Below are 12,945 nucleotides of genomic sequence, written 5' to 3' on the forward strand. Positions count from 1 at the left end.
AGCGACGATGAGCCGATACGACGACGGAATGGCGGTGCGACGCGAGGTTCTCGGTGACGCACATGTCGACCGGGCAACCAACGCGATCACCGACCTCACCCGCGACTTCCAGGAACTCATCACCGAGTATGCGTGGGGCAGCATCTGGACCCGTCCCGGGCTGGATCGCCGCAGCCGGTCGATGATCACGTTGACCGCACTGATCGCCCGTGGGCACCACGAAGAGCTCGCGATGCACCTGCGCGCTGCGCTGCGCAATGGCCTGACCCGCGAGGAGATCAAGGAGGTGCTCCTGCAGTCGGCGATCTACTGCGGTGTGCCCGATGCCAATACGGCGTTCCGGATCGCGAATGGGGTGTTCGCGGAGGTCGATGAGGAGGCCTGACTCGCTTCACTCCTCCCTCCGTCGGCGGTTGCGCTCTCGTTCCTGTTGTCTGCGAGCATGTTTGGCCGCCAACCGCGACACACGTCGGGCCGGTGGGACGGTGGGTTCCGGGGGAGGCGCGGGTTCGGTGTCTCCCGGTGGTTCCGGCGATGTGAACCGGATGCGCAGGAGCCCAGGGAACATCGTCTCCAGGTTGTCCGGATCGCCTTCGATCACCAGGCCTTCAGGGGTGGTGAACTCGGTGCGCAACCGGCCGCGGCCGTCGCGGTACATGTCGTCGACCCACTGGCCGAACGTCTTGAGGATGTGGAAGAAGCGGTCCTTGATGTTCAGATTCTCCGGCACCGTTTGTCCGCCCGCGGCCGGGTCGGCGTGGTTGTATTCGTGGACGTGTTCGACATCGCCCTCGAACGCAGGGGTGGCGTTGCCCGGCACCACGCTGTAGCCGTCCCGCACCCGGATGTAGGTGTCGAGCGCGGTTGAGGGCCGGTAGGGATCTGACGGCAGGTGTGCCGGCAGGGTGAAAGTGCCATCCGGATTCTGCGGAGTGCCCTTCGGTACCAGCGGCTTGATCACTGCGTCCTTCCGTGCCGCGAGGTCACGCACATGCTCGTCGGAGATCACCCCGTGGCCGTCGACGAAACCCGCATGCTCGGCGTCGCCGGTGAGCGTGGACTCGTCGCAGACGACGTGGATCACGATCTTGGCGTCCGCAGGCGGTACGGTCCCCGGCTCCGGAATCTGCGCGGTGCAATCCTCCTGGCCGCAGAGACATTCGAATCGGGTGCCGGACAGCAGCGCGAACATGGCATCGGACGCGCGCTGTTGTTTCGTACGGTCGTCCTGGGCGCACACTGTGGCCGCGAGCGCTTTCACCGCCGACGCGGCGATCCGCACGTTCTCCGCCGACATGGTCCCCGCGATCTCTGCCATCCCGTCCGGCTTCGGCGTCGTCGACATCCGGCGGTCGGCTAGCGCGCGTCTGCGTGCTTCCCGGACCGCGTCCGGATCGTGACGGAACACGATGCGGTCTGTCATGTTGCGAAGCCGTTCGGCCGACCACGCCCCTCGATGCAGATCCAGTTCGGCGGCGATCTCGGCATCGACGGCTGCCATGCATTCCTGTCCGCTGAGCAGATCGGTGCGCGCGATGATGGTCGAGACGCGGGCCTGCGAGATCTGCCCGTTGCGGAGACGCTCGGAGACCTCGGGAAGGCGATCGCGCAGCGCCACCGCCTCGTGGATCAGTTGCTCTGCGCTGCGTTGGGAGATGCTCAGTGCCAGGGCGATCCGGGCGGCACAGTCGGCGAAGCCGTCGACGACAAGAAGGTCCTCTGGCCGCTCCTGTTCACCGACCAGACGCCGGTGGAGTTCGGCGGCCAGTTGATAGTCGTGCCAGGCGAGATAAGCGCTGCCGCGTTGCGTCGATGCCATCGAACCGAGGAGTTGATTCGTGTCAGCCTGGGGCACGTCGTCGGCGTGCACATTCCCGGTGAACAAGGGCGCGAGGTCGGGCCACGGCGAGGCCTCTCCCCACCACGACGACAGCCGCCAATCCGGAACCGACACCCCAACACCCTTCGGAGACACTGTGGACAACGCGGAACCGTAGGCCCGCATATCTCAGAAGGTGGATCGGCCGCTCAGGGCCGGTCCGGTGTGACATCACTTGTTTGATTCCGCTGACAACCAATGTACGACAGGGGTCCGACAGATTTGATCGCAGCAGGTCAGGACGGATGTACGGCGTGTACGAGGATGTCGATGAGTTCGCGTTCTTCGGCGGGATCGTGCGCGGGCACGGTGAGGATCGACAGAATCGCGCGAATCGCGAAGCGAACCGTCACCGCGTTCCCGGGATCGCCACCGGGATCGAGTCCCATGAGTTCTGAAGCCGCCGCGATGATCGTCGGTGAGTGGATGACGGTATCGGCCGCGGCGAGGATCTGACGCGATTCGACGAACTGGCGGATCACACGGTCGGACCGGATCGCTTGCACGGCCACCGTGATCGCGACCGACGTTCGCTCGCGTCCTGCGACACCGGCGGTCGCCGCTTCGACCTCGGCCACCACGGCCGCCGAAGAGAATGCCCACACCGCCTCGAGCAACTGCTTCTTCCCGCCCACATGCCGATAGACCGTCGCCCTCGAACAGTGAGCACGACGAGCCAGGTCGTTGAGGTCGAACCGATCGAGTCCATCGCGACCGATCATCTCCGTGGCCAGCGTGTAGAGCCTGACGCGCGCAGTGTCGTTGCGGTCGTCGCTCACCAACCAGTCGCCCGTCACGGTCTCAGTGTGAGACATCTGCCTGGAATGTTTCACCGATTCGTCGAGGTCGGTCGATGGGCGTGGGACACCCTGCACGTGAACCGCCGCGCCCGAGGTGTCGACTTTCCGTCTCCGGTTGATTTCGGTGTCGTGTGGAGTCGACGCTGGTCAGATGCATGATCTGGACAACCCCTACCCGTACTTCGAACATCTGCGCAGCGTGGCGCCGGTGGCCCGGCTGGACGATTCGCCCTTCTATCTCGTGTCGAGCTGGGACCTCGTCGCCGAAGCGGTCTCCCGGCCCGACGACTTCTCGTCGAATCTCACCGCGACGATGGTCTGGACTGCGGACGGCACGGTGACGGAGTACCCGATTCTCGAGCTGGGTTCCCCGCTGCATGCGCTCGCGACCGCCGACGATCCGGTACACCGTGATCATCGAAAGCTGGTCATGCCGTCACTGGTGGCGAAACGCATGAAGGATCTCGAACCGTTCATCGATCGGACGCTGACGCGTCTCTGGAACGACGGGGTAGGCAGCGTTGGACTCGGCAGCGGCCGGATCGATTGGATGACGGCGGTCGCGCAGCAGTTGCCCATGGCCGTCGTCGCGGAGCTCCTGGGATTCCCGACATATGACATCGACGATCTCGTCCGCTGGTCATTCGCGGCGACCGTCCTCCTCGACGGAGTGGTGACCGCCGAGCAGCTGGAAGCGGCCGGCGTCGCGGTAGGAGAGCTCAGTAGCCATGTCGCAGCGGCATTTCGAGAAGCGATCGAGGGATCCGGAAAAGGCGTGATGGGTGACTTGGCCACGGTGGTGCGCCGAGGTGACCTCGAGGAGGAAACCGCGGTCGTCATGCTGATCCAACTGGTGGCTGCCGGGGCGGAATCCACGGTCAGCCTCCTCGGCAACGCCGTCTGGCTTCTGGGACAGCAACCGGAACTGGTTGGGCAGCTGCGCGATGATCGCGATCTCGTGCCGACCTTCATCGAGGAGGCCCTCCGCGTGGAGTCGCCGTTTCGCGGTCCCTATCGGCACGTCGTGACGGACACCACTCTGGGCGACGTTACGTTGCCGGCAGGCTCACACCTGTACCTGGCGTGGGGTTCGGCCAACCGCGATGCCGAGCAGTTCGACGAACCGGACCGCGTGGTCCTCGATCCGTCGCGGCGTCGGCCCCATCTGGGCTTCGGCAAGGGGATGCATCTGTGTGTCGGCGCGGCCGTCGCTCGTCTCGAGGCGCGGACGGCGATCAACTTCCTCCTGGATTCCACGACGGAGTTCGTCGTCCACGGCGACAACCCGGAGTGGGAACGCAGTCTGCTGGTACGGCGGCTGAGAACGCTGCCGCTCACCGTGTCCTGATCGCCATGCGCAGCCCCTACACTCGATTCCACTGAGTGAACGATTCCACTGAGTGAAAGGGCCGGCGATGGCGGGGAACACGAGCCGACCGGGGCAGTCGGTGGCTGCCCGGACGTTGGAGGTGCTCGGAGCCTTCGACCGAACCCATCGGGCGCTGACCCTCACCGAGATCGCCGAGCGTGCCGAGCTGCCGGTGCCCACGGTGCATCGTCTCGTCCGTGAGTTGGAGACCTGGGGTGCGCTGACTCGCCGGCCCGACACCCGCTACGTCATCGGGCGACGTCTGTGGGATCTGGGCCTGCTCGCGCCCATCCAATCCGGCATCCGGGAGATCGCGGCGCCCTTTCTGCAGGACCTGTACGCAGCGACCTTCGCGACCGTGCACCTCGCGGTGCGCGACGGGGTGGAAGTGCTCTACCTGGACCGGCTGTCGGGTCGGGCCTCGGTGCCGGTGGTCAGTAGGGTCGGTAGTCGACTTCCGTTGCACTGCACCGGTGTCGGCAAAGTGCTGCTCGCCCATTCTCCCGACGAGGTGCGCCGCGAGGCGATGGGTGACCTACGGGCGATGACCCCGCACACGATCGTGGCGCCCGGGGTGCTGGACCGGCAGCTTCGTCAGATCCGTCAGCAGGGCTACGCGACCACCACCGAGGAGATGACGCTTGGCGCGTGTTCGATAGCGGTGCCGATTCGTCGGGGTGACGAGGTGGTCGCCGCACTGGGTGTGGTGGTGCCGTCACTGGGCCGGAATCGGGCGACCCTGGTGGCGGCGGCGCAGGTGGCCGCGCAGGGAGTCGGCCGCACGTTGGGCGGGGGCATGCCGTCGCCCGCGATGGTCTGACAGGTTCAGGCGACCGCGCTGTCCAGGCCGGTCAAGAATCCGTCCACCCTCGGCCACGTCTGCGCGCTGGCCTCGCTGCCGGCGATCAGGCCCAGGTGGCTGGTCTCGACGGTGGTGAAGTGCACCTCGGGAGAATCGGCGAAGATCTCGACGCCATGGCGTGCCGCACCCCAGCTCACGATGGCGTCGCGATGGCTGCCGAACAGCTGGATCGGCACCGCGATGGATGTGAGGTCGATGCTGCGATCGCCGAATCGCACGACGCCACCGGCGATCTCGTCGCGGTAGACCAGGTTCTGCCACATCTGCTCGGCGAGCTTACCCGGATAGCCGGGCAGGGCCTCCTGGAACCAGTCGATGACCTGCATCCGCGCCAGCGCCTCGGTGTTGTCGGCGTTGCGGAGGATGTAGCCGGGCTTCTTGATCTCGCGCTCCCACGCCGTCGCGCGGTAGGCCAGGCGAACCAGCGGTGCCGGGATGCCGCCCATCGCTTTCAGCGAATACGTCACCGGTGCCGGCCCGATCGGCCGGATGAGCCGCTTGACCAATGGATACGGCTGCACCAGAGAGTAATTCAGCGGGGTGCCGATAGCGGTGATCGATCGGATAGGCAGCTCGGGGTGGGCGGCGGCGGTCAGGAACGCCACGGTTCCGCCCAGACTCCACGCCGCGAGATCTACGGTGCTCGTGGTGTCGCAGTAGTCGGCGAGCACCTGTGCGATCGCGGCGGGGACGATGTCGTCGGCGAAGTCCTCGAATCCGAGATGTCGATCGGCATAACCCATCTCGCCGAAGTCGACGACGTACGGGATGCGTCCGGTTGCCAGCAGGGACGCCACCACCGACATGTCCGGTGCGAGGTCGTAGCAGCGGGCGGGGACCGCGAGTGGTGGCACCAACAGGACCGGCGTGCGTTTCGCCGCGCGTGCCGCGTCGACCTCCGCGTCGGTGCCGTAGCGCCGAAGTGTCTGGTGATGGCCCTCGGACAGCGTCCTGTGTGGGGTGGGCTGGTCCTCGGCCACACGCTCGCCGCGCGTCAGCCGATACAGGGTACGGACGCCGTCGAGCATGGGCACCTTCCGGTCTCGTGGGATACGGGGTGCGATCCTACGGGAGGCGCCGGGCGCGTCGGCACGTTGGTCGGTGCGGCGACGTGTGGTCACGGGGATCTCGATACGTCGACTCGCTGCCGCTCGCCGACTACTCGATCAGCGGGAGGGGTGACTTGCTGCCGCTCGCTGGCTACTTGATCGGCGGGTGGGGTGACTTGCTGCGGCTCGCTGGCTACTTGATCGGCGGGTGGGGTGACTTGCTGCGGCTCGCTGGCTATTCGATCGGCGGGTGGGGTGACTTGCTGCGGCTCGCTGGCTATTCGATCGGCGGGTGGGGTGACTTGCTGCGGCTCGCTGGCTGTTCGATCGGCGGGTGGGGTGACTTGCTGCCGCTCGCCGACTACTCGATCAGCGGGTGGGGTGACTTGCTGCCGCTCGCCGACTACTCGATCAGGGGGAGGGGGGAGTCGACGCCAGCACGGCCCTCAGATACGCATCGGACCGGTCGGACCCGATGATGCCCGGCGCCATCTTGTTCATCACGTAGGAGACGGTCATCTTGCGCAGCGGGAACATGACCGTCACGGATCCGCCCCACCCGCCCCAGAAGCAGATGCGTTCGTCCGGGAGAGCGGGCACCGTGACGGGTTCGGGAAGCCCGAATCCGATGCCCCACCGCAGCGGCACACCGAGGACCAGGTCGTCGCCGCGAGCCTGTTCGTCGAAGATGTGATCGATCGTCCTCGCCGACAACAGGTTCACCCCGTCGACGGTTCCGCCGCGCGAGATCACGGACATGGTCCGGGCCAGGGCGCGGGCATTGGAGTGTGCATTGAGTGCACCCAGGTCGGCGCGCCGCCAGGCGATCGTGTTGGCCGCGGCCGCACTCGCGGGCGGGCCGGTGAACGTCTTGAACATCGGCGAATCCGTCGGCAGCGCCGCGACATCGATCCGCGTCGGCGGTGGCGGGATCACCTCGGCGATCCGATCGTCGTCGTCGGGGCCGGCACCGATCCGCAGGTCGACTCCCAGCGGCCCGGCGATCTCCTCGGCGACGAAGTCCTTGAGGTGCTTCCCGGTCACCCGACGCACGATCTCGCCGAGCAGATGCCCCTGGTTCTGTGCGTGGTACCCGGACGCGGTCCCCGGCTCCCACCACGGCGCCTGCCGGGCGAGATGCTCGACGGCCTTGTCCCAGTCGTACATGTCGGTGAGGTCGAACGGCTGGTCCCAGCCGGAGACCCCGGACGTGTGCGCCATGACGTGGCGAACCTCGATCGCGGACTTGCCGTTCTGCGCGAACTCCGGCCAGTACGTGGCGACCGGGGCGTGCAGGTCGACCTGTCCGCGTTCGACCAGGACGAGGATCGCCAGTGCGGTGATCTCCTTGGTCGTCGACCACACGTTGACGATCGTGTCGCGTTCCCAGGGCAGGATCTTCGCGCCGTCACGGTGGCCACCCCAGATGTCGACGACGGTCTCACCGTCGATGTCGACCGCGATGGCTGCGCCGACCTCCTCACCGGATGCCAATTGTTCGGTCAGGGCGTCGCGGACCGGGCCGAATCCCTCGTCGACGTGGCCGTGGATGATCGGGTCATTCATGTCTGGGCTCCTCGCCGTTGGTGAGACGCGACGATGACAAAAATCGGCTCCGTGAGGGCGTGCCGAGGGCACATTCCCCTCGGTCGTTCCTCACGGAGCCGATTGTCGTCAACTGTGGTGGATTATCCGGCCTAGAGACCCAGATCCTTGCCGATGATGTCCTTCATGATCTCGGTGGTGCCACCGAAGATCGTCTGGATTCGCGAATCGGTGTAGGCGCGGGCGACACGGTACTCGTTCATGTAGCCATACCCACCGTGTAGCTGCACGCACTGATCGATGACGCGCTTCGCCAGCTCGGTGCACCACCACTTGTTCTTCGACGCGTCGACCGCGGTGAGCTCACCGTCGACGACGGCCTTCAGGCAGCGGTCGATGTACTGCTCGGCGATGTCGAGTTCGGTTGCCATCTCGGCCATCACGAACCGGTTGTGCTGGAAGGTGCCGATTGGCTTGCCGAATGCCTTGCGGTCCCGGACGTACTGCAGCGTCTCGTCGAACACGGCACGGGCACCGGCGATTGCGCCGATGCCGATGGAGAGGCGCTCCGACGGCAGGTTGTGCATCAGGTGATAGAAGCCCTTGCCCTCTTCGCCGAGGAGGTTCTCGACCGGCACGCGGACGTCGGTGAAGTGCAGCTCGGCGGTGTCCTGTGCCCTCAGTCCCATCTTGTCGAGCTTGCGACCACGCTCGAAACCTTCCATGCCACGTTCGACGACGAGCAGCGAGAAGGCCTTGTGTCCTGCTGCCGGATCGGAATTGGTGCGGCAGACCACGACGACGAGGTCGGAGTTGATGCCGGCGGAGATGAAGGTCTTGTTGCCGTTGAGGATGTAGTGGTCGCCGTCGCGCTTGGCCGACGCCTTGATCCCGGCGAGGTCGCTGCCCGCGCCGGGCTCGGTCATCGCGACCGCGAGAATGGTCTCGCCGGTGGCGATCCCGGGCATCCAGCGCTTCTTCTGCTCCTCGTTGGCGAGGTGCAGGAAGTACGGTGCGACGACGTCGTTCTGCAGGCTGAGGCCGGGTGCGGCACCGCCGAAGCGGGCGAACTCCTCGACGACGACGGCGTTGAAGCGGAAATCGTCGGATCCGCCGCCGCCGTACTCCTCGGGCATGTTGAAACCGAGCAGACCGGCCTCGCCCGCCTTCTTGTACGCGTCGCGGTCGACCTGGCCGTTGGCCGTCCACTCCTCGACGTACGGCGCGCATTCGCGGGCCAGGAACTCACGGGCGGTTTCGCGAAGCTGTTCGTGCTCCGGCTCGAAGATGGTGCGTTTCATGGTGTTCCCCTCAACTCCTCTGTCGATGATGGTCAGGTGTGATCGGTGGTGGTGTCGGACGATGCGCCCACAGCGCGCAGCGACGTCGCCGCGTAGGACTCGGCGACCTGCGCAGGTGACCGGGCACCCTCCGGGCGGTACCAGGTGGTGACCTCCTGGCAGGCTCCGAGCAGATACCGCAACACTTCTCGGACATTGCCCGGGATCTGGAAATCCCCACTCGCCATGCCACGACGCAGGACGTCGGCGAGCAGGTCCTCCATCTCGGTCCGCATTCCCACGTAGTGCTGCCGGTGCGGGTTGTCGCTGTCGAGGTAGCGCAGTTCGCGGCCGACGCTGGCTAGCTGGAGGTCCGCAGTCATGTGCAGGACGATCGTCTCGATGGCGTTGGACAGCTGCTGGCGCGGGGTGTCGCCATCGGCGATCGCCGCACGGACCCGGTTGAGGATCGACGATATCCCCGCCTCGAGCAGCGCCACCAGGATGCCCTGTTTGTTCTCGTGGTGGTAATACAGCGTCGGCAGGGAAACCCCTGCCCGCGAGGCGATGTCGCGGATCGACGTGCCGTGGAACCCGCGCTCGTGGAACGCGTCCTTGGCGGCGGCCAGGGTGACCGGCAGGTACAGCGGTTCGACGTGGCGCCAGTCACCCGATGCGGTCGCAACCGCATCGGGTTCGTCGGTCGCGGCCGTCGACATGGCGTCAGACACGCTCGATGATCGTGGCGTTCGCCATGCCGGCGCCCTCGCACATCGTCTGCAGGCCGAACCGACCGTCGGTTGCCTCGAGGTGGTTGACCAGCGTGCTGAGCAGGCGGGTGCCCGACGAGCCGAGGGCGTGGCCCAGTGCGATCGCGCCGCCACGCGGGTTCAGTTTGGCCGGATCGGCCCCGAACTCGTTGGCCCAGGCCAACGGAACCGGCGCGAACGCCTCGTTGACCTCGTAGGCGTCGATGTCGTCGATCGACAGACCGGACCGCTCCAGGATCTTGCGGGTCGCCGGGATCGGCGCGGTCAGCATGAACACCGGGTCGTCGCCGGCCAGCGAGAACGAATGGAACCGTGCGCGCGGGGTCAGGCCGAGCTTGGCGGCCATCGTGTCGCTCATGATCAGTGCCGCCGAGGCGCCGTCGGTCAGCGGCGACGAATTGCCGGGGGTGATGTGCCAGTTGATCTCCGGGAACCGCTGCGCGTATTCCTCGCTGTAGAAGGACGGCTTCAGTCCGGAGAGGCCCTCGGCGGTGGTGGTGGCGCGGACGGTCTCGTCGGCGGTGTGGGTGACGGTGTTGCCGTCGGCATCGGCGACGTCGATCGGGATGATCTCGCGGTCGAAGAACCCGTCGGCCGCGGCAGCGGCGGCGCGCTGGTGCGACTGTGCGGCGAACGCGTCGAGCGTGTCGCGGTCGAACTTCCACTTCGCGGAGATGAGTTCGGCCGAAATGCCCTGGCCGACAAGGCCGTCGGGGTAGCGGGCCGCGATGCTGGGGCCGTACGGGCTGCGGCCGACGGTGGTGAAGCCCATCGGCACGCGGCTCATCGACTCGACACCGGCGGCGATCACCACGTCGTAGGCGCCAGCGATCACACCTTGGGCGGCGAAGTGGGCGGCCTGCTGGCTCGAACCGCACTGGCGGTCGACGGTGGTCGCGGGCACGGACTCGGGGAAGCCCGCCGACAGCAGTGCGGTTCGCGAGATGTTGAGGGCCTGTTCGCCCGCCTGGCCGACACAACCGCCGATGACGTCGTCGACGAGGGCGGGATCGATGTCGCTGCGTTCGACCAGGGTGCGCAGCACGTGGGCGAGCAACTCGACCGGCTGGGTCTCCGAGAGGGCGCCGCCGGGCTTGCCCTTCCCCGAGGCGAGGCGGACGACGTCGACGATGACTGCTTCAGGCATGTGGATCCTCCCGGAGATGGCGGTGAGTCGTATCGGCTGGTGACACGCGCTCCGTGACGCGCCGATCTAACGCTCGTTCTACCTGTCTAGCACGCCGCAACCCGCCGGATCAACAAGATCGGCGGGCCCGGTCGGTGCAGGGGCTAAATGGCGCCCAGGTCCGTTTCTCCTGCTCGGATAGGCGTGAAGGTCTTGACGTCGAGAGGTGCGGCCAGCAGATTCGCGATGGCCTGGCCGAGTTCGGCGAGCGCCGGCGCCTGGCCGTGCGTGGCGAGGGCGTCGATCGATTCCCACTTCTCGATCATCACCAGGTCGGTCGAGTCGCCGGTGGCCTCGTGCAATGCGTACTTGAGGCATCCCTTCTCGGCGTGGACCTTGGGGATGGCGTTCAGGACGGCTTCCTTGACGGCCTCCTCCTCGCCGGGCTTGGGGGACAGGGTGGCAACGACGACTACGGGCGACATGTGGTCGAACTCCTGGTGGTTGAGAGACGTAACGATCTGCGCCTGACGTTAGGCCATGGAGCGCGGGCGAATCCGTGCTTCCCGAAACATCTCACCGGTCGAGGTAGGCCACGATCGCATTCGTCAGTCCGCGGCGCGCCTCATCGAGGTCCGAGTACGTGCCCAACCGTGCCTCGGATACGAGGCCACGCATCGCGCCGGGGATGAACGCGGCGACCTCGCGCACACGCACCGGATCGACATCGAGATCCGCGAATGCCTTCTGGCAGGCGTTCGCCCAGCTGTCCTTCCAGGATGCGAGCTCCGCCGCGGTCGCCGGGTACGACCGCTCCAGTTCGGTGGGGTCGCGCGGCAGCGCGGCCCGCAGGTTCTCGATGGCGCGCGCCTCGGTTGAGGTGAGACCGACGAACAGGATGTCGATGATGTCGGCGACCCGGTCCGCCAGCGGTGCGCTGTTGTTCTCGCGGTAGGGCAACTCGCCACGATGTTCGGCGGTTCGGCGCAGAAACGCCGCCCACAGTCCGTCGACGTCGCCGAACTGGTACTTGACGGTTCCCCAGGTGGCACCGGTCTCCTTGGCGATGCGATTCGCCGACACCGAGCCCGGCTCCCCGGAGGCCAGCGCGGTGACGGCGGCGTCGAGCATCGCCTCCCGGGTGGAGCGCCCACGCCGGTTGGTGCGTCGCCCTTCGGTGCCGGCCTCGCTGGTCATGACGCCCGATCCTAATCGGGTCACGCGCGACGTCTCGGTCCGTAGCATCGGGTACATGCGGGAAACGGACGGCGAGTACTACGTCACGGCCGACGAGCTGAAGGCGTTCTGGGAGTCGGGCAAGAAGTACTGGTACATGCGCGAAGACGGCTCGACCGACCTGTACTCCGATGAACTCGAGATCACGCACGGGTGGCCGATCTACCTGCGTGACCGTGACGAGCAGTGGCTCGCCGAGTGGGACGGCGACTTCCAGAAAGCCGTCGAGCAGGAGCTCAACCCCAACCTGGTCCGACATTTCGAAGAGCTCACGACCCAGGGCAACTGGCCGCACGAGCAGGACTGAACGACAGGTCGCGGCGAGGACCCCAAGTCAACCCCAAGTCGGGTCGGTGATGCTTCTCCTCGATCATCGCCAATCGAGGAGAATCCATGACCGCCGTCGATCCGTCCGCCCACCCCGTCGTCACGCCGAATCCGGTGCCCACCTTCCGGGTGGGCCTGGCTCTGGCGGTGAGCGCACCGATCTGGGCGATCACCCTGGCCGTGGTCGGCGACGACGAGGGCTTCGGCCTGTCGTCGCTGGTCGGCGGCGTGGCCGGGTTCGCCTTCCAGTTCTCGCTGCTGGCGCTCCTGGCGGTGCAATACCGCACGCGGGCGATGGGGACCGGCCGTGTCGCCCGGGTCGGGTACCGCATCGAGTTCGCGCTGATCGGGGGAGCGCTGGTGTCGACGTTCCTGGACATGTTCTGGCTGATCCAGGACTCTGTCGTCTGGGCGATCTTCGACAGTTGCTGGCCGCTGTCGATGCTCGGGATGGCGATCATCGGCATCCGCATCGCCATCGCCGGCCGATGGACCGGAGCGCTGCGGTGGCAGACCCTGTTCGCGCAGTGCTGGTTCCTGTACTCGATCCCGCTCGTCGCGGTCCCGGCGATCGGGCTGTGGGGTGCTGCGGCCTTCACCATCCTGGGGTACGGCGGGCTCGGGGTGCTGTTGGCGCGGCGGCGTCAGATCTGAGGCAACGACAGATCTCGGGCCAGACCCCTACCGCAGTTTCGTAGAACC

The 12,945-nt window shown here is 66.7% G+C and carries 14 protein-coding genes; 5 read left to right on the top strand and 9 right to left on the bottom strand.

Features of this window, described 5'->3' with window-relative positions:
• Nucleotides 1–7: 7 nt before the first annotated feature.
• On the top strand, nucleotides 8–385 hold the full coding sequence (pcaC, locus tag V1Y59_RS17520; protein ID WP_330506224.1) for a 4-carboxymuconolactone decarboxylase: 378 nt from the start codon (nucleotides 8–10) through the stop codon (nucleotides 383–385).
• Nucleotides 386–391: 6 nt separating this feature from the next.
• Here the strand turns inward: pcaC and V1Y59_RS17525 are convergent, their stop codons facing one another.
• Together V1Y59_RS17525 and V1Y59_RS17530 are read right to left on the bottom strand one after the other, a co-directional pair.
• Nucleotides 392–1,954, bottom strand: a complete 1,563-nt coding sequence (locus tag V1Y59_RS17525; RefSeq protein ID WP_330506225.1) for a DUF222 domain-containing protein — start codon at nucleotides 1,952–1,954, stop codon at nucleotides 392–394.
• Between the two features lie 161 nt (nucleotides 1,955–2,115).
• Nucleotides 2,116–2,676 carry a TetR/AcrR family transcriptional regulator gene (locus tag V1Y59_RS17530; protein ID WP_330506226.1) on the bottom strand — a complete coding sequence of 187 codons (561 nt, stop codon included), beginning with the start codon at nucleotides 2,674–2,676 and terminating at the stop codon, nucleotides 2,116–2,118.
• Nucleotides 2,677–2,830: 154 nt separating this feature from the next.
• On the opposite strand from V1Y59_RS17530, the gene V1Y59_RS17535 reads away from it, so the two are divergent.
• Together V1Y59_RS17535 and V1Y59_RS17540 are read left to right on the top strand one after the other, a co-directional pair.
• Nucleotides 2,831–4,027 carry a cytochrome P450 gene (locus tag V1Y59_RS17535; RefSeq protein ID WP_330506227.1) on the top strand — a complete coding sequence of 399 codons (1,197 nt, stop codon included), beginning with the start codon at nucleotides 2,831–2,833 and terminating at the stop codon, nucleotides 4,025–4,027.
• A 67-nt stretch (nucleotides 4,028–4,094) separates the two neighbouring features.
• A complete protein-coding gene (locus V1Y59_RS17540) occupies nucleotides 4,095–4,868 on the top strand; it encodes an IclR family transcriptional regulator (RefSeq protein ID WP_330506228.1) in 774 nt (257 codons plus the stop codon).
• A 5-nt stretch (nucleotides 4,869–4,873) separates the two neighbouring features.
• Here V1Y59_RS17540 and V1Y59_RS17545 read toward each other — a convergent pair whose 3' ends face one another.
• From V1Y59_RS17545 to V1Y59_RS17575, 7 genes are all read right to left on the bottom strand, one after another.
• Entirely contained in the window at nucleotides 4,874–5,938 is a 1,065-nt protein-coding gene (locus V1Y59_RS17545; RefSeq protein WP_431309219.1) for an alpha/beta hydrolase, read from the bottom strand.
• A 432-nt stretch (nucleotides 5,939–6,370) separates the two neighbouring features.
• The gene (locus V1Y59_RS17550; protein ID WP_330506229.1) at nucleotides 6,371–7,525 is read right to left on the bottom strand and encodes a serine hydrolase domain-containing protein; all 1,155 of its coding nucleotides are present in this window, start codon (nucleotides 7,523–7,525) and stop codon (nucleotides 6,371–6,373) included.
• A 131-nt stretch (nucleotides 7,526–7,656) separates the two neighbouring features.
• Complete coding sequence (locus V1Y59_RS17555; RefSeq protein WP_330506230.1) at nucleotides 7,657–8,805, bottom strand: acyl-CoA dehydrogenase family protein; 1,149 nt, start codon at nucleotides 8,803–8,805, stop codon at nucleotides 7,657–7,659.
• 32 nt (nucleotides 8,806–8,837) lie between these two features.
• A complete protein-coding gene (locus V1Y59_RS17560; protein WP_431309211.1) occupies nucleotides 8,838–9,515 on the bottom strand; it encodes a TetR/AcrR family transcriptional regulator in 678 nt (225 codons plus the stop codon).
• Nucleotides 9,508–10,701 carry a thiolase family protein gene (locus tag V1Y59_RS17565; protein WP_330506231.1) on the bottom strand — a complete coding sequence of 398 codons (1,194 nt, stop codon included), beginning with the start codon at nucleotides 10,699–10,701 and terminating at the stop codon, nucleotides 9,508–9,510. The genes V1Y59_RS17560 and V1Y59_RS17565 overlap by 8 nt, the downstream gene beginning before the upstream one ends.
• A 143-nt stretch (nucleotides 10,702–10,844) precedes the next feature.
• Entirely contained in the window at nucleotides 10,845–11,165 is a 321-nt protein-coding gene (locus tag V1Y59_RS17570) for a putative quinol monooxygenase (RefSeq protein ID WP_330506232.1), read from the bottom strand.
• A 91-nt stretch (nucleotides 11,166–11,256) separates the two neighbouring features.
• Complete coding sequence (locus V1Y59_RS17575; protein ID WP_330506233.1) at nucleotides 11,257–11,877, bottom strand: TetR/AcrR family transcriptional regulator; 621 nt, start codon at nucleotides 11,875–11,877, stop codon at nucleotides 11,257–11,259.
• Between the two features lie 55 nt (nucleotides 11,878–11,932).
• Between V1Y59_RS17575 and V1Y59_RS17580 the strand changes: the two genes are divergently transcribed.
• Nucleotides 11,933–12,223, top strand: coding sequence for a hypothetical protein (locus V1Y59_RS17580; RefSeq protein ID WP_330506234.1), 291 nt, complete (start codon nucleotides 11,933–11,935; stop codon nucleotides 12,221–12,223).
• A gap of 86 nt (nucleotides 12,224–12,309) precedes the next feature.
• Nucleotides 12,310–12,897 (top strand): hypothetical protein, encoded by a 588-nt coding sequence (locus V1Y59_RS17585; RefSeq protein WP_330506235.1) that lies wholly within the window; start codon nucleotides 12,310–12,312, stop codon nucleotides 12,895–12,897.
• The last annotated feature ends 48 nt before the right edge of the window (nucleotides 12,898–12,945 follow it).

The sequence above is a fragment of the Gordonia prachuapensis genome, from assembly GCF_036350515.1.
Classification (GTDB): domain Bacteria; phylum Actinomycetota; class Actinomycetes; order Mycobacteriales; family Mycobacteriaceae; genus Gordonia; species Gordonia prachuapensis.

Coding starts and splice junctions, on each gene's coding strand:
- V1Y59_RS17550 (WP_330506229.1), bottom strand. CDS start 7,525: ATGAATGACCCGATCATCCACGGCCACGTCGACGAGGGATTCGGCCCG.
- V1Y59_RS17555 (WP_330506230.1), bottom strand. CDS start 8,805: ATGAAACGCACCATCTTCGAGCCGGAGCACGAACAGCTTCGCGAAACC.
- V1Y59_RS17580 (WP_330506234.1), top strand. CDS start 11,933: ATGCGGGAAACGGACGGCGAGTACTACGTCACGGCCGACGAGCTGAAG.
- V1Y59_RS17565 (WP_330506231.1), bottom strand. CDS start 10,701: ATGCCTGAAGCAGTCATCGTCGACGTCGTCCGCCTCGCCTCGGGGAAG.
- V1Y59_RS17575 (WP_330506233.1), bottom strand. CDS start 11,877: ATGACCAGCGAGGCCGGCACCGAAGGGCGACGCACCAACCGGCGTGGG.
- V1Y59_RS17535 (WP_330506227.1), top strand. CDS start 2,831: ATGCATGATCTGGACAACCCCTACCCGTACTTCGAACATCTGCGCAGC.
- V1Y59_RS17540 (WP_330506228.1), top strand. CDS start 4,095: ATGGCGGGGAACACGAGCCGACCGGGGCAGTCGGTGGCTGCCCGGACG.
- V1Y59_RS17570 (WP_330506232.1), bottom strand. CDS start 11,165: ATGTCGCCCGTAGTCGTCGTTGCCACCCTGTCCCCCAAGCCCGGCGAG.
- pcaC (WP_330506224.1), top strand. CDS start 8: ATGAGCCGATACGACGACGGAATGGCGGTGCGACGCGAGGTTCTCGGT.
- V1Y59_RS17545 (WP_431309219.1), bottom strand. CDS start 5,938: ATGCTCGACGGCGTCCGTACCCTGTATCGGCTGACGCGCGGCGAGCGT.
- V1Y59_RS17585 (WP_330506235.1), top strand. CDS start 12,310: ATGACCGCCGTCGATCCGTCCGCCCACCCCGTCGTCACGCCGAATCCG.